This window comes from Chitinophaga sp. W3I9, assembly GCF_050434025.1.
Classification (GTDB): Bacteria; Bacteroidota; Bacteroidia; order Chitinophagales; family Chitinophagaceae; genus Chitinophaga.
Genome location: NZ_JBNPWC010000001.1, coordinates 1,985,155 through 2,012,082, shown reverse-complemented (window position 1 = coordinate 2,012,082; position 26,928 = coordinate 1,985,155). Strand labels below are relative to the sequence as shown.

The following is a 26,928-nucleotide window of genomic DNA, read 5'->3' as shown; positions in this document are numbered from 1 at the left end:
TGTATGATGATTTAATTCTGCAAACAAAATTAGAAGTTATGTTATGGGTAAAATAACCCAAAAAGGCGCAAGAATAGTCCAATGCGACAGGGGCACATTTAAACTTAAAAAAGTTGTGAAGTAAAGATGGGGACTATCCTTTGTAGGAAAACTTTTTGGGGGTAATACCATATTGCCTTTCAAACAATCTGCTAAAGTGGCTCAGATTGGAGAACCCGAGCTCATAACCCACGTCAGAAACGGAGAGTTTGGCCTGTTTCAATAAAAAGGCTGCTTCTTCCATTCGTGCACGCTGATAGTAATTGTATATAGTATCGCCAAAAGTTTGTTTAAAGAGCTGCTTAAGCTTGGTTTCACTCATTGAAGCGATCGTAGCTAATTCCTTTAAAACCGGCGGAGTACTAAGATCTCGTAATATCTCGCTGCGTATTACCAGGAGTTTCTCGGCGTCGGTACTATTAATATTTTTAAATGTGGTGTTCTCCCTGAGCGACAGCTTACTAAAAAGCAAGTACAGTACTTCCTGTACCTTAATCTGCACATAGAAATTGTTCAGGGAGTTGTTCATATCGACAGACACAATATTTTTAAGCAGCAATTGCATTTCAGCATCCAAACTTTCGAAAAAGAGAAAGGAAGCATTTTCTGCTGTAATGGTTTTTATTGTACTGTTAGGGTTTTCGATAGATAGAATGCTGCGCAATCTATCTGCAGCAACACCCACTACTACATACTGAATATTGCTGCCCGCTGGGAAACGGATTTCTGTGCGCAAGTCGTTTGTAGAAAGCTGTATGGCGGAATCATTCTTTTGTGAGAACGGTATGTTTTCCTCGTTATTATATTTAAGTTCAAAATCTTCTTCATTATTGTAAAAGAAAATGGTACGTATGTTATTGTATATGATGGCCGGATTACGTTTAATAACAAAATCTTCTTTTAATTTATACCGGTGGATGGTTAACCTGAAATCATCCCCAAACCCAACTTTACGTATGTAACCTTCTCCCAGTCGCGCTGGGATTTCCAATACATTATCTCTCACAGGCACATTAATCTGTTTTGAAAAAAATGTTATAAAGTCAAAATCTGGTGACGCTGTAAATTCAAAAATCATATAACCAGGTAAGTTATTACTCACTCTAAATTAACGTAAATAACCTGTAAGAAACCGAAAAAAACGACTATTTTGTTGATTCACCCTACATCACGTATGTTCAAGAAAAAGAAGCGTTATGCTGTTCCACTTATGATAACAAGTCCCCTCTTCCTATTTACGAAGACATGCATCATCATTTTGCTGATAATGTGGTGCTCCTTGCCCGGAAAATCCCAGTCCAATCCCTTCGGCAATGCACTTATCCCCGATATGATTGCTGATGCAAGTATCCAGGAAATAAATGGCACATTCTATTGCTATGCAACTACGGATGGTTATGACGACGGCCTTCGCACATCGGGACCTCCCGTGGTTTGGAAATCTACAGATTTTGTTCACTGGAGCTTTTCAGGGACTTACTTTCCGTCTGCCGCCGGGCAGTTGTATTGGGCGCCAAGTAAGGCAATCAGCGCAAACGGGAAATACTATCTTTACCCCACTGTCAACGGATACATGTATGCAGCAGTTGCAGACTCTCCCGACGGTCCATTCCGTTTGGCTACAGGGGCCGATACTTTTATAAAGCCCTATTCACCCAATACACTGCTTAAACTAAAAACACCCAAAGGTCCCACTGGTATCGATGCAGAGATTTTTACAGACGACGACCATAAAGCTTATTTGTACTGGCAATTGAGGCATGCGGCCCCGCTTAATGAGGATATGATCACTGTTGACACCAATACTGTTACCATACAAACACCGCGCAGTGGCTATTCCGAAGGACCCATTTTTTTCAAACGGAAAGGCATTTATTATTTTCTTTACACGCTTGGCGGAGATGAAAAGTATCAATACGCTTACGTTTCAGGAAAGGCATCTCCACTGGGACCGTTCGATTCTCCCAAAAACAACGACATCATCGCTACCACCAATTACGAGCGCCAGATCTTTGGTCCGGGGCACGGATGCGTTTTCAATGTTCCAGGTACAGATGATTACTATTTTGCGTATCTCGAGTATGGAAGAGGAAGTACCAACCGGCAAACGTACGTCAACAGATTACGCTTCAATGAAGATGGGTCCATTCAACCGGTCGACCTGACAATGACAGGTGTTGGCGCACTCCATCAGGTGAAGACCGGCGCTCCAAAAAAAATCGTGCAGGTCACAGCATCGAGCACCCGGGCCGAATTAAAAATTAAACCGGCAAAAGATTCATTGCTTCACCGTGTTGAATATTTCATGCCCACCTTTGCTTTTGATGGCTCAAACGGATCACGCTGGATGGCTTCCCCCGAAGACTCCGCAGGCTGGATCATGGCCGATTTAGGTAAAGTTATGAGCATCAAACGCAGCGAGGTTTACTTTGTCCGGCCAACAGCCGGACACGCATACGCTTTGGAATGTTCCACGGATGGCACACACTGGTTGTCATGTGGTGGTCATAATGATGTTAAAATACAATCCCCTCATTCCGATGCTGTCAATATCAGAACGCGCTTTCTGAGAATTAAAATTACTAACGGAATAAAAGGTGTTTGGGAGTGGAATATTTATTAAAAGATGGGATTTATGAATAATGTCAAGCTATTGATAGCCCTTTGGACGTGCCAGCTGCTATGCTTAAATTCATTTGGTCAGCAAACCGGGAAATGGGGAGACCAGGGAAATGGAACTTATATTAACCCCGTGCTGCCAGGCGACTTCAGCGATTTGGACGCGATTCGTGCAGGCAACGATTTTTATGCTATATCATCCACCATGCAGTATTCTCCGGGTATGGTCGTTCTACATTCAAAGGACCTTGTTAATTGGGAAATTATCAGTCATATTGTACCGGATCTTACACGCATCTCACCCAATCTCAACTGGGATAAGATGAATTGTTATGGCAAAGGCATATGGGCGGGTTCTTTACGGTATTACAAAAATAAATTCTGGGTATATTTCGGTACACCGGATGATGGCTTCTTTATGAGTACGGCAGCAAATCCTGCAGGACCATGGGAACCGGCTCATCAATTGTGGAAAGTATCCGGCTGGGATGATTGCTGCTCCCTCTGCGATGAAGATGGTCAATTGTATTTTGTTGCCACCAACTATGAAACTGATCCCAAAAACAATAAGAAATACAATATCCATGTTTTCAAAATGACACCGGACGGAAAAAAACTGATGATGGGAACGGACAGTATCATCCATCAGTCACATGGAAGTGAAGCAAATAAATTATACAAAATAAATGGCCTTTACTACCATCTCTTCAGTGAAGTAAAGTCAGAAGGCCGGGTGATCATGATGGAACGCTCGAAAAGCATTTACGGACCATGGGAGATAAAGCAATTAAATCATGTAAATAAAATGCTGGATAAAGAACCTAACCAGGGAGGGCTTATCCAATTAACCAGCGGAGCATGGTATTTTTTTACGCATCATGGTACGGGTGATTGGGAGGGCCGTGCCGCCAGCCTGCTTCCTGTTACCTGGATAAATGGCTGGCCAATTATTGGAAAGGTAGGGAATGATACCATTGGTTCAATGGTTTGGTCGGGTCGCAAACCAATTCATCTTAAGGCGCCGCTGTTAACCATACAAACCGACGATAATTTTAATTCTGCTACCCTTCTTCCACAATGGGAATGGAATTACCAGCCGAGATCAGATAAGTGGTCCTTAACTGACCATAAAGGATTTTTACGATTGTATGCTTTCAGACCTGTAACCTCTGATAATAAGAATATCCTCTTACAGGCAGGCAATACCATTACCCAACGCAGCTTACGCACAAAATCCAACGCAGTTACCGTTAAGTTAGATATTGATGGAATGCGTAACGGTGAATATGCAGGGTTAACGCATTTTTCAACCTCGGGCACGAGCTGCATTGGAATAAAGCAGGTTAACAACTCGCGGTACCTGACCTACACACATAATGATCAGGACTCTACCGGACCAACCATTGCCGGGCGTACTATCTGGCTCCGATCTGCCTGGACCTACGAGGGAGAGAACAGATATTTTTACAGCGTTGATGGAAAATTATTTTTACCATTCGGAGGCGTGGCCCGGTTAGCCTGGGGCAGTTACCGCGGAGACAGGATCGGTATTTTCAACTTCAATACTGAGTCGGATAGCGGGTTTGTTGATATAGATTCATTCCGTTACTCCGATTCCCGGTTAAAGTACTAATGTGCTTTGATGCTTAAAGCACCTTCAGATAACCCATCTGAAGTAACTGTAAGTTTAATATCACCTGTGTTCCGGCTGCTTCTGATTACAACTAATGCACGCCCACGCCATGCTTTACGTGTATCACCAACATACGGATCAGTATCTTTAACATCGGCATTATCTGTTCCGGCAATAACACCAGGCCCATCAATCCGGAAATGCAAACGGTTTGCGGCTTCAGGTTGAAAGGTTCCATCCCTATCCGTTATCTCTATTGTGACATAAACTAAATCCTGCCCGTTTGCCAATATTTCTTTTCGATCGGAAGTTAGTTTTACTTTTGCCGCCATGCCGGCAGTTTGCAGGGTGGCAGATTCAATTTCCTTATCATTTTCCACACCAACTGCTTTCAGTAAGCCGGCTGAATAAGGCACCGGAAATGTTGCTTTAAATTGCTGATCAATGGTAGTTGCCTGTTCACCGATAAGCTTGTTGTTGAGGTAAAGCCGGACTTTGGGATATTTTGAATAAACTTCCACCTGAACATTCTTCCCTTTAAATCCGGGCCAAGTCCAGCTTTCCCAGGTAGGCCATACCGACCACCAGGTTTCCTTTATCTCAATTGGCTCCGGAGCCGGTTCCCTGACAGCCATATAGAGTTTTTCACCGTTATTGTACAACATACTTCTGTAATGTGATATAGGTTTTCGCCATCCGATCAGATCTACGTCGCCACAGTAAGCACCATGCCAGGGGAAAAAATCATGTTCCCAATGTTGGCCAGGAACGTCTCCCGAGTAATACCAACGGCCTATTGACGATTCACCCAGGTAATCCATGGCGGTCCACACGAAATCACCCAAAACATAATTGTTCTCCTGTACCAGTTTCCAATTGATAAAAGCATCTTTCGGATAGGATTCCGTTTGAACAATTATACGTGAAGGAACTCTTTGATGATCAGCAGGAGCGCTATACAAATGATAATTATAACCAGCCACATCATGTACATCCATGAGTGAATCAAATGCCGCCCAATTCTTATTATTTTCTACAATGGCAGATGTGATGGGGCGGGAAATATCTATCTTCCCGAGATCATCCGCAAGCATTTTTGCTGTTTTTATTGCTTCCGGTTCACCTCTCTCTGGTATCTCATTACCTATACTCCACATAATAACCGATGGGTGATTACGATCGCGCTCCACCATTGATTCCAAATCACGCGTCCACCATTTATCAAAATACACGGCATAATCATTTTTATTTTTTCCTCTTCTCCAACAATCAAATGCTTCGTCCATCACCAGTAGACCTAATTTATCACAAGCATTTAAAAAAGTTTCAGAGGGAGGATTATGAGAAGTTCTTACAGCATTGAAACCGGCAGCTTTGAGCAACTCCACCTTGCGTTCCTCGGCGCGATCAAAAGCAGCAGCGCCTAAGCATCCATTATCGTGATGCACGCAGCCACCATTCATTTTTATTGTTTTCCCATTCAACTGAAAACCGTTTGCGGCCGTAAATTTTATAGCGCGGATACCAAAGCCGGATCCCATTCGCCGGGAACCTGAAACGCTTTCCGGTACCATCCAATCCCTGCCGGAAAGTATCCGCCTGCACCCCCGGTCGGATTTTTGGGATTTATTTTCCCCTCAATACTCCAATCGTGTGGTAAGTCGAGTTTTCGCCAATTGTTATCATTGAAATCTTTTGTTTTCGCTTCAGGTACATCGCCTAAAAAGAATTTCCAGCTGTAGTCAAATAGTTGTTTCCGTTCAATACTGCCACCAGCACCATTTCTTCCTATCGAAGTACTGTCGTTGAATGCTTTCGAGGTAGTCACAGCATAACCTGATGACTGGTAAAAAATTGTTGCGACTAACGTAACTACTATCCTTGCAATTGTTTTCATGTGTTATAATCTTTACCTGGTGATCACATCTACTTCGGCATATCCGGCATTATTGTTACCGCCCGCCTCACGCACGGCACGAAGCTTTATGTAACGGGCTTTCACGGGCGTAAAACTACTGACCTGCCACAGGGGATTATTTTTGATATTCGGAAATTCTCCCTCATCTACCTGTTTCCACGCTGTATTGTCAGGCGAAACAAAAAACTGATACTTTGAAATTGCGCCGTTGGTGCTGCCCTGGTCTGGCAGATATTTAAACCCGGAAAGGTTTTGCTCACTCCCCAAATCGATTACCAGGTCAATAGGCATTTTCTTGTCGTTACTTTGATGCCAGGCAGTAGATGGGTTACCATCCAGTATGGCATTTGCCTTTTCATCGTTTACCCCGGTAATCTTCCAGTTCTTCCGGGAAATATCAAATTTTTCCCGTGACACAGGGCTACTTTTACCAGTAGCTGGTTCACAGGCGATGGCACTTATCTCCAATTTCCCGTCTGATTGAAAAGGGCCTGTGTACTTTTTTGATTTAGAAGTAGGGTGCCCGCCGCCGGATATGTAATAAACAACCGACTCTGCATCTGCCGGCGTTATGGTTATTTCCCCGGACTGATTTCTGGTAATAGAAGGTGCAGCGAGAATCTGGGGAGCATTATAAATGCCGATATTGGAAATTACAGGGCAGCTTTTCGAACCGGTAACAGTAAAGCGGACTTTCGTGGCTTTTACGCCAGGGAAGCGGAGAATACGCTTATACCCGATAGTTGTTGCGCTTGCCAGTTCTTTCCAGTTTCCATCAACAAGCGCTTCTACTGTGAATGCTTTCACACGTTGTCCTAACGGGATATATTCCTGCACCAGGAAGCGGTTGAAAGTAGTTGGTTTACCCAAATCTATTGTCAGTGAGGCGTTGTTTACTTCATCGTCAGTTGCCCAGTAGGTATCCTTGTCATCGTCAATCGCCATAGCCGGACCAAACTCCTTTGCATTTCCACGAGCATTTGATGCTTCTGCTTTCTTATTTACAGCAAGATTTACGGCAAATGCTTCCTTTACGGCTTTCGCTAATCCAAGTGCTGCTTTTTCGTCGTTTGGATGAATCAGGCCATTAGGCATTATCGGGAAGTTAAGCAGCAGCGAACCGTTGCGTCCTATGGAGTGATAGTAAGTTTCCAATAACCGGGGAACTGTTTTCACCTGGCCGTCTTCGTGTGGATGATAGAACCATTCCGGTCTTATAGAGGTATTTACTTCAGCAGGTACCCATGAATCCCCGTTTTCTAAACCATGATGCAACATATTCCATTCAACCTCACCTTTAGCGTTTAATAAACTCCAGTTCGTTTCACCCACCCAACCCCCTTCGGTTCCTACCCAGCGCAGATCACCCCTATCGCCGCCATCGTTCCATATTACACAATCAGGCTGCAGCTTGCGGATCAGCTTATAGGTGTTCTGCCAGTCGTAGTATGTGGTACGGTCGATGGTACGGGTTTCATTGGCGCCGCCATAAAATCCGGAACCACCGTTAGCTCCGTCGAACCACACTTCAAAAATTGGTCCGTAGTTGGTAAGCAACTCCGTAAGCTGATTTCTGAAGTAGTTGATATACTCAGGCTTTCCATAATCCGGGTGATTTCTGTCCCACGGCGACAAATATATTCCCAACTTCAGGCCGTATTCTTTACAGGCTTCGGCCATTTCCCGGACTACATCACCCTTACCATTTTTCCAGGGCGCATTTTTTACGGAGTACTCCGTATATTTTGACGGCCACAGGCAAAATCCGCAGTGATGTTTTGCGGTCAGTATTATTCCTTTCATACCGGCTTCCTTGCATATACGGGCCCACTGACGGCAATCCAGCTTTTCCGGGTTAAATAGTTTAACATCTTCATTGCCAAATCCCCATGATTGGTCGGTGTAAGTGTTTAAGGAGAAATGAACAAAAGCGTAGTACTTCATTTCCTGCCATCGCATCTGATTTGCGGTTGGCACTGGACCAAACGGAGCGGGCGCTTTAGTCTGAGCATAGTTAATACTAATTGAACACAGGGAAAGAACGAGTCCATACAGCAAACACTTCATTGCACTAATGATTATATAGTTAATATTATTTATTGCCTTCTAATTTACTTTAACAATCTTAAATGTTTTTAACCATTTTGTTCCTTCCACCCTCACTATATAAGTTCCTGGTTTCAGGGCTGCTCCCATTGTATTCAGATTTGATACTGACCTGCGCGCTATCATTTCCACCTGCTTTCCCATGATGTCAAATATGAGAATACGGTCTACCTCACCTGGTTTATCCACCGATAGTCTGAATGTTGATGTAAATGGATTTGGATATAATGATACCTCCGTATCAGATGGCTCAGTTATCTTCCCGGATGACGAAGTATCTATGGCTACTGATTTTCTTGCCTGTGCAACCGGTGCTATGGTCCAGAACTGGTTATAACTGCTGCTTTCCGACCATTGACCTGCATCTGAACCATTGGCAGTTTGGCCCAAACCGTCGAGGTATAGCCCTGTAGCACGGTTTTTCAGCTTGATATAACTCCCTGAAGTAATCTGTTGCCATTGCTGGTTATAACTGCTGCCATTACTCCATTGACCCGCCACAGCCCCATTGGTGGTGCTGCCCATGCCATCGAGATACAGACCCGAAGCGCGGTTCTTTAGCTTCACATAGCTACCTGTTGTTTCCGCGGACCATTGCTGTGCATCACTGCCGCTGTTGCTCCATTGCCCCGCATTGGATCCATCGGAATACCTGTACATGCCATCCAACTGTAATCCGGTGGCACGGTTAGCCAGCGTAAAGTAAGTTGCAGGAGCGGTGGTTTTAACCAGCAGAATGGCCGTAGTAGAAAGAGCCGGCACAGTTATGGCAAGTGAATTTGAATTTACCGCCACTGTATTTTCATTCAGCGCATTTTGTGTGTGCGAGATAAAAGTTTCCTGAGCCGGTAAAGATGATAACTGTAATGTTTTGTAATTTCCATTAGCAACCGTGAAATTACTCAGGTTAATGGTAACAGTGCGGGAAGCAGTCCTGTCGCGGTTTACCAGCATTACCGTCAAAGAGTCGGCATTTTCATTTACCGAGGAGTAAGCAGATACCGTATTTTCGAGTGAAGAAGTGCTTGAAACACTATATTTTTTCGCATTTCTGCTAAAGAGATGCAATGTTTCCCACATGCCGACAGACCAGTTCCACGGAGAAAAGAATTCAACACCATTGTTCGCAAATGTACCAAGATGCGACGCATATATAACAGATTCAAGGCTTGGGTTGCTGCTCGACATGGTGCCCCATTCACTTATACCACATGTTATGCCATGGTTGGCCCCAAAATGTTCAGTTAACCAACCGTCGATACGCTTGAAAATATATTGTTTTGTAAGTGAGGCATCCCATCCGCCGGTGCTTGTTCTGATACCATTTGAACCCGGATAATCATACGTAGTATCATAATAAATCCGGTGTCCCTGCAGTGCGGCAGCATCGTCATTATTATACCAGGGGTAGTTGTGAATATCTACCACATCTACCAGTTTGATACCGGTTGCCTTATACTCATCCCCAAGGCGTTTTATAAAATACTCAATCCAGGAATAATACCTGCCGTTTATGTACAGGCTTTCATCTGACCATTTATACCATTGCCATTCAGAGGTAGCAACAGGTCCGCAAAGTTTGATGCCTGGATATAAAGCTTTCGCTTTCTTTGCTAATTCTATGTAGTGATCCATAAAAACAGCGGCCGACACTTGTGTTGGCATAGCATAGTCATGTGTGCCACTCCATATATCTACTTCATTGTCCATATTCCAGTATAAAAACTGGTTTTTGTTCAGGCCTAAACCACCGGCTCCAAACCAATGATTAAGAATACCCGCAGCAGAGTCGGCAGGCCATGGCTGTGTAAACAAATCAATATTCCCTTCCACTAACGCCTTCCCCGAAGGATTCTGCGTATTGGGTACGCCACCACCTGCTAAATTCTGGCCAACCCCGGCCCAGTACTGGGCTTGGTTGAAAGACCAATCATCGAAGTTGTTATTGGTATTTGATGCAACCCTGCCCATTAATTGAAAGGCAAACATCCCCTGCATGCCGGGATAATTGGCCGCAATGTTTTGTGCATATGCATCCCAATCGGTGCCATAAACATTATTATACCAGTCGGGATGGACCGTAATTTTCTTTCGCCAGTTATAACCTGTTGCATTATTACCTCCATTCATACGGGAGAATTGTAAACCGGCATCCTTGTAAAATTGCGCTGGTTTGTCAAAGGTTTGGTTCCGGCCATATATGTATGGAGAAATCAATCGTTTGTTTTGAGCAGAATTAACCGAAATAGTAACGTTCTGTGCAACGGCTGTATAAAGGATGATGTGGCACAACAAAAACAAAAGGGTTTTCTTGATCATTGATTTTGTTTTTATTAATTGTTTGCAATCATTACAGTTTGATAATATCCAGGAAGAAAACATCGTTCTCACGAATCTGCAACTCTTTCACAAAAGGAGTCCCGGCTTTCACAGTAACGATTTCCCTGGTAACGGGCGAACCATCATTTTGTCTTTTAATTTGCTCAACTTGTTGCTTTGTAAGTTGTGCCGGCTTCCCTATGGAGAGATAAGCAGAATAGGCATCGTTGCTGTGGTAACCTACTTTATACACTTCAAGGGCATAAGCACCATCAGGCACGTTTGCAATACTGACCTTCAATTTTCCTTTAGATTTTGAAGGGAGATCACGGACATAATATTGCTGGTTGTGTACGGAGTCGCCAGGATGGGTATTGGTAAAATCCCAAACCAACGCCTGCATATTTCCTGCCTGATCCCTGCATACCCATGAGGTGGAATCACTATTTACCAATTCAGTATTTCCAAGCCTGTTCAAAAACTGGTAGGCATAGAACACCGGTTTATTAATGCCTTGTGTGTTCAGCATGCCGAAGCCACCGTGAAACGGTGTAAAGCGGGGTCCGGGCTCTTCAAAAATATCAGTAAAAACCCAATACGACATAGAGTTGGCAGCGTTGCCTACCTGTTTTATTTTTTGCAATACATAGGCTGCTTCGTGGTAGCTGTCATGGATAGGATCGGCGGGGGTATAAGAAGCGCTCCACTCGGTGTAATGAAGTTCCAGATGAGGCATAGATGAACCGGCAATTTCCTTCCGCGATTGAAGTACTTCTCCACTAACGCTCATGGGATTTTTATCAAGTACGGTACCTGAGTTACCAAATTCATCGAGGTATCCCTGCTTTACGCCATAGGCATGCGTGCTTACAAAATCAATGGGCACATTATTCTTATGGCAGTATGCAATCATTTCGGGTTCCCATGCAGCTCCCGCTGTACCTGGTCCTCCAACGCGGTAGGATGAGTTAACACTTTTAATTGCTTTGGCACTGTAAGTGTATAATTTGAAATAGTCATCCTGCGTCCCTGCCCAAAAACCATCCAGGTTAGGCTCGTTCCAGACTTCGAAATACCAGGTTTTCACTTCCTCAGCGCCGTAACGTTCTGTGAAATGCCGGGTAAGGTCCCGTACCAATGCTGCCCATTTTTCATAATCCTTTGGAGGTGTTACGTTACCCCTCCACCAGAAGATTGTTTTGGAACCACTGGCCAATGCAGCAGGCATAAAGCCCAATTCAACAAAAGGCTTCATTCCGATACTATGTAAAAAATCGAATAAAACATCGATATAACTATAGTTGTAAACCGGGTTGCCCTTGTTATCTTCTGTGTATACAGCCATATCATCTGTTAATAGGCCGTGCATGCGAATATATCTGAAGCCGCATTCCTTTCTTACATATGCGAGCTGTTGTTGCCAGTCGGCCCGGAGCCCTTCGTTAGCGCGGCCTGCACCCACACACTCATTAAACATGGTATTGAGTTTTCCCGCTGTTTTATTGAAGTCGGTGTTAATGACCCGTTCCCCGATGGCTGGCTTCTTTTGTTTTGCCGTTTGGGCAACCAGTGTTCCTGCAATGGATAAAAGTAGGAGCATTAATAGCAATAAAATTCTTTTCATCTTCCAATATATTTACCTTTCTTACTACCGTTTAAAAATATGCCGGGAAAATAGATACAGGTTACGATCCCACTCAATGTTGTCATGCCCATTAGTATCTGCACTCCAAACGTGTGGGACAGCTATTTCGTCAAGATACTGATGGACCCTTTCACTAATCTGCCAAAGGCCGTCTTTATTACCGCATGCCACCCATAGCAGTTTCAACTTTTCCTGGGCAGCTTTAATATCCGGCACAAATTTGACATCTGTATACATACCACCGAACATATTCGTATTGGGCGCCGAAGAAAATCCACCTATATAGGCGAAAATTTCCAGATGATACAAACCTATATTTAACGACTGTCCTCCACCCATTGACAAACCCGCTATAGCACGATGTTCACGGTCACTGATAGTGTAATAATGTGAATCGATGTAAGGAATTATATCTTTCAATAAATCTTCTTCAAATGATTTTCTGTAACCTTCAAAACCATCGGCTCTCCCGGAACGGCTTGCTGTTGCCGTATCCGTCACTGTCAGCTTAGAATCGCAATTGGGGAAAACCAAAATTACCGGCTGAATTTTACTATCTGCAATCAGGTTATCTACAATGTCATCTGCCTGGCACCATTCAGTCCATTGACGATAGTCTGATCCCAAGCCATGCAACAGATACAGCACAGGATATTTCTTGTCAGCCGAATATCCCGGAGGCGTATATACACTCATTTCCCGGCGCTTTCCAAGCGTTTTTGAGTCGTATTGAACAACGGTTAATTTTCCGTGAGGTACATTATTACGCTGCACATTAAATCCGGCTGGTGGATCAGGAAACGAGGTGATAGTGTCCGCGTTAAAAGAAACCTTGCCTGTTTGTGCCAGGCTGATATGACTGGCAACAATAAATACCATCAAAACAAATAAATACCTGTTACTCATTTCATACTTTTATAACGTTACTTTATTCGTTCCAAACCAATACGCCTGCTGGTTCCAATACTTTATCCCCGATCAATATTTTGGCTCCGGCCGGTATTTTCATTTCATAATTATCCGAAGAATAATTGACGGCCACATAAAAACCATCCCGCCAATAAACAAATACGCCGGGAGGGTAACTCTCGGTGGTAGCGCCCGCGCTGGTATAGATCTCCTGCAATATGTTTGTCTCCAGTTTAGCATCATCGGTATCCACGCCGATATAGGTAACAGTGCCTTTACCGATTTTATGCTTCACTACTGCCGCTTTTCCTTTATAAAACTGGTTATCGAATGCCGCAAGAGTTGCTGCATTTTTATCAGGGACGAGTAAGTCGGCCCAGTTATTCCAACTGTAGTGGGTTGACCCCATAAGGATATCACCTTTGGCGCTTCCGGAAAGCATATCAGTCGCTTTTACCTGCGCTCCAATCAGCCCCGATATGGGAGCGGCCCATTCACCTTCCCAGAAATGGCCCATGCGATCTTTGGTGGCCGTGCGGCAGGTAATGATCAAATGGCCGCCGTTGGCTGTATATTCCCTCCATTTATGTACCAACGCACTATCCACCATTTCGTAGGCAGGAACAATCACAAATTTGTATTTCGACAAATCAGTGGTTTCCGGAATTACGTCTACCGGTGCGCCGAATGATTTTGCTATCTCCAGGAATTTAACCGGGTAATTCCAGGTATCCCATTGCCAGGTTTGTTTTTGCCGGTCAATCGTCCAGTAATTTTCCAGGTTCCAAAGGATTGCCGTTGAACGGGCCGCCAGTTTCTGAGGTATTGCAGTATTGGGTTTATATTGTTTTCTCAACTCTTTTATTTCCTTCATGAATTGCATGTACTCCTCGCCGCCCTGCGAAGGGGTTACGCCATCTGTTTTTATTACGCCGGCATGATACTGTTCCGCGCTATAATTAATCTGGCGGAAGCGGTAGGAGCAGGCCAGCTTTCCGCCTGCTGCGAAGGTGTGATAGAGCCACATACGTACGGTACCCGGCAAAAGCAGCGGGTTGTAGCTTCCCCAGTTTACAGGGCCGGGTTGAATTTCCATCACACCGGATATGCCGCCAACTGATTTATAATATTCAGCGGCAAAAAGAATTACTTTACTATTGCCCAAGCGGAAACCCTGGTCTCCTATATTATTGGTACCACCATTCGGATAGGCGGTATAAGTAGCAAAATCAAGTTTACCTGTACGCCTGGGATCTGCTCCTGTAGAAACGGCTGTATAATTAGTAGTGATATATTGATCTTTTGAGATGTGGTTCCGCAATATGCCCGCCTGAAAATCGAGAAATTCACCCTGGGCATCTGCGCAGTAACGTTTAAAGTCAAGCAACGCATGAGGATTATTTCCCCACCAACCAACGAGGTTGGTATTTGGAATGATCACCTGGTCAAAATTATTGTACCACTGGCTCCAGAAGGCGGTTCCCCAGGCGCTGTTCAGTGCTTCAATTGTTTTGTATTTTTGTTGCAGCCATTGCCTGAATGCTTCCTGCGAAGACGGGCTGTAATCGGGTTTGGCATCAGGCTCATTATCAAGCTGCCAGCCAATCACGTTTTTATTTGTTCCATACCGTTTAGCCATTTCTGTTACAATGGTGGCTACAAACTTCCTGTAAGCGGGGTTAACGATTGATCCTAATCCACGTGTGCCCTGCTCCCCACGGATGTAATGGCCATCCATCACAAAAGTTTCCGGGTAATTTGCCCTCATCCAGGCAGGTGTAGTTGCGGAAGGGGTACACATCAGCACTTTCAGGTTGTATTTGGTACAGAGACCAATCACCTTGTCGAGCCACGAAAACTCAAATTTACCCTGTTCGGGTTCCATTTTAAACCAGGCAAATTCAGCCAGGTGCACAAATTCATAGCCCATGCCGGCAATCTTCTTTATATCCCGCTCCCATTGGTTTTCATTCCAATGCTCGGGATAATAATAAATGCCGGTGGTGATAAGATTTTTTTCAGGAAAGAAGTGGTTCACCTCCTGCGAGGTGGCATTCAATCCCGAAATTAAGATTGTTATAATAACAAGTAGCGAGCGTTTATTCATCTGTTGATCTATTTTACTTATTTACTACCAAGGTGTTCACCGATTTTGAAATATCATATTGGTTTCAACACCGCCGCAAAACCGCCGCGGCGAAGCATCTTAACCTCAACGGTACTGGATCTGTCCACCACCAAATACTGTGTTGTCAGCGCTTTATCGTGTATTCCATCCGTAATGAGTGTCAGCTTGTATTTAATTCCTTCCGGCAGGAAAGCGAAGCTGATCGTTTCCTTCTTCTCCCACTCCTCGCCATTCATGCCACCGATATACCATGCATCGTTTTTGCGGCGGGCAAGTATAATATCTTTACCAGGATAGCCACTAAGCAACCGAATATCGTCCCAGGCATTCGGAACTTCCTTTAAAAATGTTCTGGCGGCATCCGGTAATTCATGATAGCCTTCCGGACGATCGGCCAGGTGCTGAATCCCTGATTCAAACACAATACTGAGTGCCAGCTCATGCCCATATGAAGTAATATGCGGGTATTGGGAATTGGTGAAGGTAACCGGTGTGTAATCCATAGGACCCACCACGTTGCGGGTAAAAGGCAGCGTGGTATTATGTTCTGGCGCAGCGGGTGTAAAATCCGGGACATTGTTGTACCATTCAGCGCCGCGTACTGCCTCGTATGTCATCAGGTGCGGATAGGTTCTTGTCCAGCCCCGTGGCACCAGGCAACCGTGAAAATATACCATCATTTGAAATTGAGCCGCATCTTCCAGGATGTCGAGATAATATTTGATCATGTCCTGCTTCTCGCTTTCAAAGAAGTCGACTTTGATGCCTGCAACGCCCAATTTCCTCAACTTCGTAAATTCTTCCACCCGGCTTTCATGCGTCAACAATTTGTCGCGGGGAGTTGAGGTAACGCCGGTATGAGGGCCACCTGAATTGTACCACATCAATGGCTTCACTCCTTTTGAATGAATGTATTGAAGGGCATCTTCCAGGCGTCCGCCATTGCTCATCGCATCCCATTCCCAATCGAGCAACGTATAAGGCCAGTTCATCTCGGCTGCCAGGTCGGCAAATGCACAAACAATTTTATAGTCCTTTGTGCCATGGTTACTTGACCAATAGTTCCAGGAGGCGATTCCCGGTTTAATCCAGCCGGTATTTTTTACAACAGACGAGGCAGACACATCATCTACCAAAGTAGAGGCTACTATATCAGCAAGGGTACCTGTAATCATCACCCGCCAGGGCGATTTCCACGGCAACGTGATCGTAGGCTGCGATGCTCCCAGTCCCTGTCCATCCCGCGGATCCGGGAAAGTAAGTTTGTATGTTGCTTCATCAGCGGCATTGCTGAGTTTAGTGCCGCAATAAGTACTGTTTACATCTGCTTCATGCAGCAGGAACCAGCAGGAATTATCCTTTAACTTAAAAAGTGCCGGGTAACACCATTCCTGTTGCTGCACTTTGTTATCGCTCATGGAAGTGTACAACCATTCATTGGCAGTATTCCATTTTTCCATCCAGCGGGTTGTTTCCTTTGGAATGGTGTAAGCAGTCAGTTCATCCTTTACAACAAACGTACCCTGCTTCTCCGGAAATTCATAACGGAAAGCAATGCCATCGTTATACGCCCTGATAACAATATTCAATTTTGCTTTGGAAGGATTCTCAAAAGAAACCATCACTTCATTGGCAGCATTGGTACAAACGGATTTCTTACCATGCAACGCATTGTATTGCTCCCGGATCAAAATGGGTTTACCTGCTTTGAGGAATTTCAGTTCTTTTGAAAAATCCTGATCACTGCGCGACAGCCCTAAATCAATATGCGGAACAACTTCCGAAACCTTCCCGTTGTTATGGTAAGACGCTTTGATGTACCAGCTCCCAATATCACTATTTTGTACTGAAAACAGTTCAACACTGATTTTCCTATCCGGCGATTGCACCGTTGTCCTTTGTGCAAATAACGACAGAGAGGTAAGAGAAAAAAGGACAACGGAAACAACCGCAAATTTCATATTCAACATTTCTTCGTTTAAATTTTATTTACCGCCAGCAACAAGGGCATCAATAGTGCGTTTATCCAGTACTGTGTTATTACGTCTGTCTAAAGCACCCCCTGTATCCCAGAAAAAAGGTTTAATACCATTGGCTATTGCCTGTTTGGTTACATAAGTCAACCAATAATCCACGGCATCGTTGTGGGTAGCCAGATCTTTGGGAACGTTATTACTCCCGCCGCGTCTGTAAGCGCCATACTCGCCCATTATAACAGGGATTTGTTTGTCGACGAACTTGGTTTTCATCTTGCCAAAGGCGGTGTTTACGTCACCTTCCTCTCCCCAGGTGGAATTCCGGTCAGGTTCAATGGTAGAATGATGTCCTGCCCCCCAGTAGTAAAACATTTTACCCCAGGATGCATCGCCTTCCAATAAACAGAACTGGAACGGTGTATAATAATGTATTTCCACCATCATGCGATCTTTCACGGCGTCTGTGGGAAGTGTGTTCATCAGGGTATTGGTTTTATCAATATCCGTTGACGGCCCCTGTACCACCAACACCCTGTAGCTGTTGCGTCCACCTGTGGATCGAACGGCATTGATGAAGGTTTGATGATAGCTGGTGAGTATGTCCATCTGCTCCGCAGTTTCAGCAGGAGGCTCATTAGCGCTGGCAAACATCACGTGCTCATCAAAATCACGCATGGTGGTCGCAATTTGCTCCCAGAATGCTTTTTGTTTGGCATTGACAGAATCCTTTTTTGCACTGTTAATATTGGCATCCAGCCAGCCACCATCCCAGTGGATGTTGAGTAAAACATAGATGTCGTTATTAACACAATATTGAACCACCTCTTTTACGCGGTTCAGCCAGGCATCCTGGATCTTGGCAGTAGTTTTGTCTGAATACTGGTTCCATGAAACTGGCAGGCGGATGGCAGTAAATCCCTGCTGTTTTACAGCCTGTACATAGCTTTCGCTGATCAGAGGATTTCCCCAGGCGGTTTCCCCGCCAATAGCTTCCAGGGTATTGCCAATGTTCCAGCCCAGTTTAAATTTAGCGGCCAATTGCACAGCGTTACTTACCATGCCTGTTGAATTAGCCGGCGCAGGCGAGACATTGTAACCCGGATAAATACCGCTGGCCTGCGTTACTTTAACCCTGCGCACCTGGCTACTTCCGGCATTCACCTCCAGCACCACCGACCGGGGCGCACCGGTGGTATTGGGTACAGTAGTCAACCGGATGGCAGCCTTGCTATTACCGGTCGACTGACTTACCTGCAACCAGGAAGAAGCGGGATTATTAATATTCCAATTTACATTACTGGCAATGGTTACATCGGAAGTGCCACCATCCGGCTGAAAAATAACTTCAGATAAAGAAACCGACAATTCCGGCGTAACCGTGCTCTTTTTACTACAGTATGTAAACATTACCGCGGAAACCATTAGTCCGATAAGTCCATACAAATTTCTGGTTTTCATAATCATGATATTTGGTTAAAATTTATTGGTACTATTTTATTTTTACTACCCTGATATTATCTACAGCCGCTTGTAAACCGGAAGCAGAAGGAGAAGCAGAAAAGTTTTTGGTATGAATATTTACAGATCCCTTGGCCGAGCTGCCCAGCAAAGTGGTCAGATCGGCAGCTGCGCTACCTTTGCCTTCATTAGTCCTGAATGTGGATAACGGAATGGTGACTGTATGCCAACCCTTTGTCTTAAAGGGGATAACAGTGCCATCAGCGCCCTGCCACGGCTCATAGCGGGCCATATAGTCAAATGAGTTACCTCTTAGTACATAAATAGAGGTGCCTGACCATGCGGCGGGGACATTGATCTCAAACTTAACGGCATATTGATCAATAGGAACGCTTAAACTGTCAACAGGGATCCACTGTACGTCGTTGGTATTTATACTCCGTTGCCAGTTCCACCAGCTACCCTCGCCGGCAGGCAGAACATCATTATTTAACACTGCATAACTGCCCCTGTTGCCGGGAAAATTAACACTGCTGTTATCTGTACCGGTACCCCAACTGAAAGTATTTACATTATCAAAATTACAGAGCGCGCCGGTTGTGGGATCGTTTACATTAAAGGTGGTGGAAGCGTTACCAGATTTTGTGTTGATCACTACCGGCCCGCCTTGCGAAAGCGTTGGCAGTACAAACCCGATGGCCGTACCATCGTCGGCTGTACTATAATCGGTAATTGGTGTACCGGCAAAAGTCAGTTCATTTATAAAAAACAAATTTAGCCCATAGATATAAACGGAATCACCTGTGTTGGCATTTTCGTTGGAAATGCTGGTAATAGAAGGTGGTGGCGCCACAATGCCGAATGTAAAAGTGGTGGACCCGTGCCGGGTCACATAGCGGATCGTATTCAGACTTTCTGCCGGCACCGATGGGAATGGTATCACAGCTGGTACCAGCACGGCAGCACTGGTATCTGAAAACATGATGCTATTGATATTAGCGGGTACGCCGTTGAAAGAGATCTGCACAGCATCCTGCAGATTATGCCCCACCAGCACCACCCATTGCCCGGTAGTGAGGGAATTGACAAGCGTATCAGCAGGAGAAGCTGCATAATTTCTAACGCTGGTGATAACAGGAGCTGCTTCAGTTACATCTTTCTTACAAGCAGATTGCATTAGTGCAAAAACAGCAGCAAGTGCAAAAAACGGTAACCTCCAATAGCGCTGGTTGAATATTATTTTATTCACGGTATAATGTTTTTAGTGGTTCTTAATAATATGACACCGGAGGTTCCAGCAATTTCGGGTTGGCGGTTACCTCAGAAGAAGGTATTGGGAATGTGAAACTTTGAATGGTGGCAGGCGTAATAATACCATATGGATCTCCGGGTGTTATAACACCATTTGAAATGGTAAATGGTGCCCGCCTTTCTCCATTTAATTTGCTGATGGCCTTGACTGGGTTATAATAAGATAGTCTGACCAGGTCGATCCAATATTGTCCTTCTCCTGCCAGTTCAATTCTTCTCTCATTAATGACGGAGTCCATATCTATTCTGGGGGCAGGAGCCATCCCGGCCCTTGTACGAACCTGGTTAAAGTAGAGCAGCGCATCGCCGTCGGCACTCGAAGCACTGTTACCAAGTATTGATTCAGCATAAATGAGATAAACATCCGCCAGTCTTAATAAAGCATTATGCTCTGTAGAGGAAGTCAGGGTCATAGTTGGCGCACTGTTATCCTTGTTGGTTCCGATAATGTGCTTTTTCAACCCGGAGCTACCTGTATATTTAAATCCTCCGCCTGCTGCATTCAACTCGGGGTAATAGTCGCCGTTAATCATAAAAGTGGCTTTACGCCTTATGGAATCCTTTGTTTGATAAAGCTGGTACATATCAATGGTCGGACTAATAGCAAACCAGCCTGCTGAGCCATTGGCAGATATTTCCACACCTCCCGGAGAATATACCTGCAACATATTTCCTTCCACCCAACCTCCTCCCGGCGCCCACTGCAATGCAAACAATGACTCCGGATTGTCGTTAAACTGGGTTTTGAACAGGTCGGCGTAATTTTTTACCAGCGCGAGGCCGCTCTTCTTACACACATTTCCGGCGTATTTCTTTGCACTGTCCAGGTAAGCCTGGTTCCTCGTGCCTCCCTGCTGATTTAACCCGGCTACAGTCAGATAAACCTTGCTTAACATCCCTTGTGCCGACCAGGTAGTTACCCTTCCGGCAGCATCAGCAGCGGGGAGATGGCTGGCTGCAAAGGTGAGGTCATTGATCGCGAATTTATATACGTCTTCCGTTTTTACACGGTTGATCAACGGAGATACAATCAGTTCGCTGTTATCTTCAATAACGGGTACCGCGCCCCATAATATCGCCAGGTTATAATAGGCAAATCCACGTATAAAACGGGCTTCAGCAATAGCCGCATTTTTGTCCTTGTCAGGAATGGAAGCCGGCGCCTTTTTTGTGATGGCATTAATCGTAACATTACAGTGCGCAATGATATTATACATCCCTTTCCAGTTGGAAATCATGATGCCGTTTAATCCGGTAACGGTGAAAGTATTCAACTGCACGGCATCTCCCCAGTAACCAACCGCCATATTTCCACTCAGCACATCGCCTACAGGCAAATAACAATTGTAGTTCCAGTCAGCCCAGGGTGTACCAGCATATAATGCAGCTGTTGCCAACCTGAGATCACCAGCCGATTGATAAAAATTATCCGCACTTATCTGCGACAGGGGCGGACGATCCAAAAAACTTTTGGAGCATCCTGTTATAGCTATCGTAGCTATCAGGAAGACAATTATTTTATCCAATATTGATCTCATAACTATTTATATTAACAGATGAATATTTTATTTAGTCAGTTTAATGTTCGCACCAATGGTAAACACGCGGGGCTGCGGATAAAAGCCGCCATCAACACCAGCGCTCAGCGGGTCCCACGATCCGATCTCCGGGTCCATTCCCTTATAGTTTGTAATCATAAAGGCGTTTGAAACATTGAAATAAACTCTCAGGTATTTGATGCTGGCTTTACTGATCAGCTTTTCGGGAAAGGTATATCCCAAGGAAATATTCTTACATCTCAAAAAACTTCCGTCTTCTACAAACTTGTCAGAATTCCTGTTATTATCATTGGTATTATCATTCCTGATTCCGACAATTCTTGTTTCAGGGTTAGTTACCTGTATATTATTAATATCAGTGGCGCTGCCTTTCGGGTCAATCAGGGTTAATTTCGCATAGTCGTTTAACGCCTTGAAATAACCAAAGCTGGTACCCGGAAATTCTCCATTTACGCGAAGCTGGTTAAACACTTTATTGCCAACGTTGGCCGCAAAAAATATATTCAAATCCACATTCTTATAGGAGAAGGTATTGTTGAAACCAATCTGGTATTTAGGTATGGGGGAACCGAGGTAGGTTTGATCAGATTCATTTATAACGCCGTCACCATTAAAATCCTTGAATTTCAGATCACCGTACCAGATGCTTCCACCGGCAGCTCCTACCGACAGTGGCACACCATTTTTAGTGGGCAATGCGTGCGTTTCAAAGTCTTTTCTCGTAGCAAACACACCTCCGTCAATAACATAGCCGTAAAACTCGCCGATAGATCTGCCCACTGCAGTTTTGCTGTACTGCCTGTTCAGTGAAGCGCCATCCGTATTGAGTTTAAGCACTTCATTGATATTGCGGGAAACTGTCACATCAGTTTTCCAGGTAAAATTTTTGGTTTTAATACTGGTTGAACTGATCCTGAAATCAAAGCCCTTGTTATTAACAGTACCTACATTGACATACGGCGCTTCCATTGCGCCTGGCGAGTAACCGATCGCCGTTCCGGAATACAGCGGTAAAGGGATCTGCAAAACAAGACCATCGGTTTTGCGGTTATAAAAATCAACGGAGAAATTCAATCTCCAGTTAAAAAGTGTTCCTTCCAGCCCGATGTTGGCATACTTTGTTTTCTCCCATTGCACATAGGGGTTTCCCACATTCTGGGTAAGCTGGGCGATGCCCGTTAGCCCGGTAGCCACTGTAGCCAGTGTAGAGGTATAGGCATAATCCCGGATGTTCTGGTTATTTGTTAACCCATACCCCAGGCGCAGTTTTAATTCATTAATATCTTTAACCGATTGCAGAAAATTCTCCTTATTCAATTTCCAGGCAAATGCTCCTGAGTAGGTATTTACCCAGCGGTTTTCAGGCGCGAACTTTGAAGAGCCGTCTGCCCGGAGGTTGGCAGTAAACAGGTACTTATCGTTGATGCCGAAATTGATACGGCCAAAGTACGATTCCTGGGCACTTTGCCCTTTGGAGCCGCTATTGGTGGCGGTGGTTGGATCACCGCTGCTGATTACCTGCACATTATTTGAAGGGAAATTTGTTCTTGCTGCAGAAGAACCTTCATTTGTACCGAGTTGCGCTTCATGACCCAGTAACACATTTACATTGTATTTATCTTTAAACAGATGTGAGTAGGTCAGGAAGTTCCTGATGGTGGTAAACAAATTTTGCGAAAAATTATAAGACCCGCTGTTGGTATTATTTTTTACAAGACCAAATGTATAGGTAGGATTAAACCGGTCTTCCGTTGCCATGGAAAAACTTCCTGTTGCTTCATTCCGGAGGGTGAGATCTTTGGTAAAAGCAATTTCTGCATATAAATTACCATAAAGCTGGTTTCTTTTTGCCTCGTCTTTATTAATGAGGGCGATCGCATACGGGTTCACGGTACTGTTCACCCAGCCATTGGGGTTATAGGCTCCGCCCCAGCTGCCATCCTCATTCTTTACGGCGATATCCGGCGTTTGGCTTAATGCGGTATTAATTACATTGGAGCTGGTTGAATTTACATTTTCCTTGATATTCACCAGTTGGAGGCTGGTACCGATCTTTAACCAATTGGTTGTTTTATTATCGAGATTCAACCTTAATGAAATCCTCCGGAAATTGGATCCAAGCGCGATACCCTCCTGGTTAAAATAGGAACCCGACAGCAGGTATTGTGTTCTTGTATCTCCCCCGCTAATGGATAAGGTATGGTTAGACATCGGGGCATTTCTGAAAAGCTCTTTCTGCCAGTTGGTCCCTTCGCCCAGGTATTTTGGATTTACAAATTCAGGCCGGGTGTCAAATCCCCATCCTAACCCTGTATTCCTCTCGCTTATAAAGGTTGCATATTCCCTTAAATTCATTACAGGTAACCTTTTAGGTATTTGCTGGTAGCCTGTATACATTTCATAAGAAATGCTTGGCGGAGCGACCTGTCCCCTTTTGGTGGTGATTACTATTACGCCATTTGTTGCCTGTGAACCATAAATCGCTGTTGCAGATGCGTCTTTCAATACATCAATGGTTTCAATTTCAGAAGGATTGATACCTGCCAATGGATTCACACCTGCGCCCAATGTGGCGGTGCCGCCAATAATGATCCCATCTATTACATACATAGGCGAACCTCCTCCAAAAGAAGACAAGCCACGTATCTGTATCGATACAGCTCCACCTGGTTGACCTGATATTTGCTGAACCACTAGTCCGGGCACCTTACCCTGCAAAGCCTGGTCAAAGGTTACCGGTTGTGTTTTACGGATCTCGTCACCGGAAACAGAAGATATGGCGCCGGTAACATCCGGCCGTTTTACTTTGCCGTACCCGATTACCACCACATCCTCCAGTTGTGAAATATTCTCAGCCATTTCTACTTCAAGGGAAGCAGTTTTAGCCACCACTTCTTTTTTCTGGTAACCTATCATTGAAATTACCAATGTACTCCCCGGGGAAGCATCGATCGTAAACTTTCCCGCTCCATCAGTAATAGTGAAGTGGCTGGTGTTTTTTAAGGTAACAGTGGCGCCAGGAATGGGGGAATTACTTTTACTGATGATTCTACCACTTATTTTTATTGTTTGCGCAGAGAGGTTTAGGGTGGAAAGGAATCCCAAAAGAATACCCAATAGCGGTAGTATTCGCAAGCGAATCATTTTGGTTGAATTCATTTTTCTAATTTTAACGTGGGTAGATGATGATCCTCACAGTCGTTTTCAGCGAGGATGATGTTTCATAAGGCCGGAACATTCGTGACAGGAGCCATGCAATCGATAAGTGCCTGTTCTTTTTCAGCAGCTTTCGTTGTTTCCAATAGTCACTTTCTACTGTAATTGGTGACGACCTCAAGTTGAAAAGCCTGAGGTGAAGGACTAAGTAAAGGGATTGAAAAGGTAGACAGGTGGTCAGGATCTGCAACGTAGGCAGAAGGACTTGCCAATAAGTCTCCATACGAGACATAGGCCGGCAAGTTAAGTGGCAGCAATTGTAGTTTCATATACGTGGATTGAATATTGTAAAGCTATTGTTATGTTCTCTGAATCAAGGGGGTCATTTGATTCAACCAGGAGGCCCAAATGTTACAATTCGTTGAATATCACTAGCAACTGTCAATAAACCAGGGAAAACCGGGGCCACTATGTTGCATTCATCCAACATCCGCATTGTCTCCCTGCCCGGTTCTCCTGATAATTAATTAGAACGGCCCTGGCTTATTACCAACCCGCGTTTTGTTTCAATACGTTATCCGATAAAGTGATTTGTGTATAAGGTATCTGCACCAGCCCCTTTGTTTCGATTACCTTCGATGCTAAAATGGTTTTGGTGGTATTCACGCCGCCATTTTGAACGGTCACCGATTCTGCAATGGCTGAGGCAGCAACATTGATGCCCTGGCGAAGAAGATCCCAGTAACGGATTCCTTCTCCCGCAAATTCAAGTCTTCTTTCATTTATAATATTTGCCTTGCTAACCGGAACCTGGACAAAGCTGGTGCCCAATGCCCTTTTGCGCACCTCATCCAGGTAATTCTGTGCCCCACCGGCGCCTAATTCAGCCGCCATTAACAAAACATCCGCGTAGCGGATAGACACATAATCCTGGTACTGGCTGATCATGAAGCTCGCGCCCCCCATTTTTTCAGCAAGACTTCTTCCTGCCTCATCCGCCATCGGGGTATATTTTTTAATGCAGTAGCCTGTATACTCCCGTTGATCCTTTATGTTCTGAAAATTGAGCCCTTCATCCACTATTGAAATGATAGAGGCGCTTCTCCGGCTGTCACCGGCAGGGAAAGCATTCCAAAGTTTCGGGTTTACAGTGGCTCCACCCCAGCCCATCCCATACGGATAAATGCTCTGAACGCGAATACCGAATAACACCATCCATTGGTTACCATCCACGTTTCCATTCCAATCGCTGGTAAAAGTGTATTTGATGGCAAACACCGTTTCCTTATTATCCTCTCCTACGTAATTGTTAAGAGAGGCAGCGGGCCATAAATTGGCAAATTTGTCTACCAACCCAAATCCTCCATTACTGATAACATCCTCCAGGTAAGCAAGCGCCTGCGATTTTGAAACAGTTCCCACCAGGTCGGCTTTATTGTAATAACCGGTATAGCAAAGGAACACACGGCCAAGCAGCGATTCTGCCGCCCATTTGGTTACCCGTCCACGGCTGGAGGGATCCTGGACGCCATAGCCGCCAGCAGGAAGATTGGAAGCTGCAAATACCAGGTCGTCGGCAATAAGTTTATAAACGCTGTCGGGGCTGGCCTGAGGTACATTATCCGTAGTAGGCTTTGTAATCAACGGAATATTGCCCCATAATCTGACCATATCAAAATAACAATAGGCACGTATAAACCTTGTTTCCGCTTCATACGTTCTGCGCAAACTGTCATTGCCTTTCCAATCCACCCCGTCAAGATGCGACAGAAGCATATTGGCGCGATAGATAGCCTTGTAGTACAGGTTCCAGGTATCTCCAAACATATTCTCATCAGAAGGCGAACGGAGTTTATCAAATTCGTCCATCATCTGATAACCAAATCCGTCGGCATTACCGGTGCCTCCAAATGCTTCGTCAGACATGATGGCAGACGCAACAGGAAAAGCAACGCCGCTTGCCCACACACGCTGTAATCCATCATACACGCCTACCAATGCCTTCCAGGCATCGTTCGGTGTTTTATAAAAGTTCTGCTCGGTAGCAGACGTTACATCTTCTGAGTCCAGAAAGTCCTTGTTACAGGCTATCAACGACAACAGCGCAGTAACCAGCATATAAAATTTTAAGTTTTTCATCGCCAATTCGTTT

16 protein-coding genes are annotated in these 26,928 nt (G+C 44.7%); 2 read left to right on the top strand and 14 right to left on the bottom strand.

The annotated features are described in order from the left end of the window. Positions 1-133: 133 nt before the first annotated feature. Positions 134-1,117: a helix-turn-helix domain-containing protein gene (locus tag QFZ51_RS08570; RefSeq protein WP_429045073.1), complete on the bottom strand. Its 984-nt coding sequence runs from the start codon at positions 1,115-1,117 to the stop codon at positions 134-136. Positions 1,118-1,318: 201 nt separating this feature from the next. Here QFZ51_RS08570 and QFZ51_RS08565 point away from each other — a divergent pair, with 201 nt between their 5' ends. Continuing rightward, entirely contained in the window at positions 1,319-2,662 is a 1,344-nt protein-coding gene (locus QFZ51_RS08565; RefSeq protein ID WP_429045071.1) for a family 43 glycosylhydrolase, read from the top strand. Positions 2,663-2,674: 12 nt separating this feature from the next. Then, positions 2,675-4,291, top strand: a complete 1,617-nt coding sequence (locus QFZ51_RS08560) for a glycoside hydrolase family 43 protein (RefSeq protein ID WP_429045069.1) — start codon at positions 2,675-2,677, stop codon at positions 4,289-4,291. Here QFZ51_RS08560 and QFZ51_RS08555 read toward each other — a convergent pair. From QFZ51_RS08555 to QFZ51_RS08495, 13 genes are all read right to left on the bottom strand, one after another. After that, positions 4,288-5,775: a glycoside hydrolase family 2 TIM barrel-domain containing protein gene (locus QFZ51_RS08555; protein ID WP_429045067.1), complete on the bottom strand. Its 1,488-nt coding sequence runs from the start codon at positions 5,773-5,775 to the stop codon at positions 4,288-4,290. The genes QFZ51_RS08560 and QFZ51_RS08555 overlap by 4 nt on opposite strands. Positions 5,776-5,801: 26 nt before the next feature. Then, complete coding sequence (locus tag QFZ51_RS08550) at positions 5,802-6,188, bottom strand: hypothetical protein (RefSeq protein WP_429045065.1); 387 nt, start codon at positions 6,186-6,188, stop codon at positions 5,802-5,804. Between the two features lie 12 nt (positions 6,189-6,200). Beyond that, positions 6,201-8,168: a discoidin domain-containing protein gene (locus tag QFZ51_RS08545; protein WP_429045063.1), complete on the bottom strand. Its 1,968-nt coding sequence runs from the start codon at positions 8,166-8,168 to the stop codon at positions 6,201-6,203. A gap of 147 nt (positions 8,169-8,315) precedes the next feature. After that, complete coding sequence (locus QFZ51_RS08540) at positions 8,316-10,634, bottom strand: RICIN domain-containing protein (protein ID WP_429045061.1); 2,319 nt, start codon at positions 10,632-10,634, stop codon at positions 8,316-8,318. Positions 10,635-10,665: 31 nt separating this feature from the next. Continuing rightward, positions 10,666-12,258, bottom strand: coding sequence for a GH39 family glycosyl hydrolase (locus QFZ51_RS08535; RefSeq protein WP_429045059.1), 1,593 nt, complete (start codon positions 12,256-12,258; stop codon positions 10,666-10,668). A gap of 24 nt (positions 12,259-12,282) precedes the next feature. Continuing rightward, positions 12,283-13,185 carry an alpha/beta hydrolase gene (locus tag QFZ51_RS08530; RefSeq protein ID WP_429045057.1) on the bottom strand — a complete coding sequence of 301 codons (903 nt, stop codon included), beginning with the start codon at positions 13,183-13,185 and terminating at the stop codon, positions 12,283-12,285. Between the two features lie 22 nt (positions 13,186-13,207). Then, on the bottom strand, positions 13,208-15,295 hold the full coding sequence (locus tag QFZ51_RS08525) for a beta-galactosidase (RefSeq protein WP_429045055.1): 2,088 nt from the start codon (positions 15,293-15,295) through the stop codon (positions 13,208-13,210). Positions 15,296-15,348: 53 nt separating this feature from the next. Further along, positions 15,349-17,277: a glycoside hydrolase family 97 catalytic domain-containing protein gene (locus tag QFZ51_RS08520; RefSeq protein WP_429045054.1), complete on the bottom strand. Its 1,929-nt coding sequence runs from the start codon at positions 17,275-17,277 to the stop codon at positions 15,349-15,351. Between the two features lie 24 nt (positions 17,278-17,301). Next, a complete protein-coding gene (locus tag QFZ51_RS08515) occupies positions 17,302-18,750 on the bottom strand; it encodes a cellulase family glycosylhydrolase (RefSeq protein WP_429045052.1) in 1,449 nt (482 codons plus the stop codon). A 31-nt stretch (positions 18,751-18,781) separates the two neighbouring features. Then, the gene (locus tag QFZ51_RS08510) at positions 18,782-19,999 is read right to left on the bottom strand and encodes a glycan-binding surface protein (protein WP_429045051.1); all 1,218 of its coding nucleotides are present in this window, start codon (positions 19,997-19,999) and stop codon (positions 18,782-18,784) included. 22 nt (positions 20,000-20,021) lie between these two features. Next, positions 20,022-21,599, bottom strand: a complete 1,578-nt coding sequence (locus tag QFZ51_RS08505; protein ID WP_429045050.1) for a RagB/SusD family nutrient uptake outer membrane protein — start codon at positions 21,597-21,599, stop codon at positions 20,022-20,024. 27 nt (positions 21,600-21,626) lie between these two features. After that, on the bottom strand, positions 21,627-24,755 hold the full coding sequence (locus tag QFZ51_RS08500) for a SusC/RagA family TonB-linked outer membrane protein (RefSeq protein WP_429045048.1): 3,129 nt from the start codon (positions 24,753-24,755) through the stop codon (positions 21,627-21,629). 567 nt (positions 24,756-25,322) lie between these two features. Beyond that, on the bottom strand, positions 25,323-26,915 hold the full coding sequence (locus QFZ51_RS08495; protein ID WP_429045046.1) for a RagB/SusD family nutrient uptake outer membrane protein: 1,593 nt from the start codon (positions 26,913-26,915) through the stop codon (positions 25,323-25,325). Between the last annotated feature and the right edge of the window lie 13 nt (positions 26,916-26,928).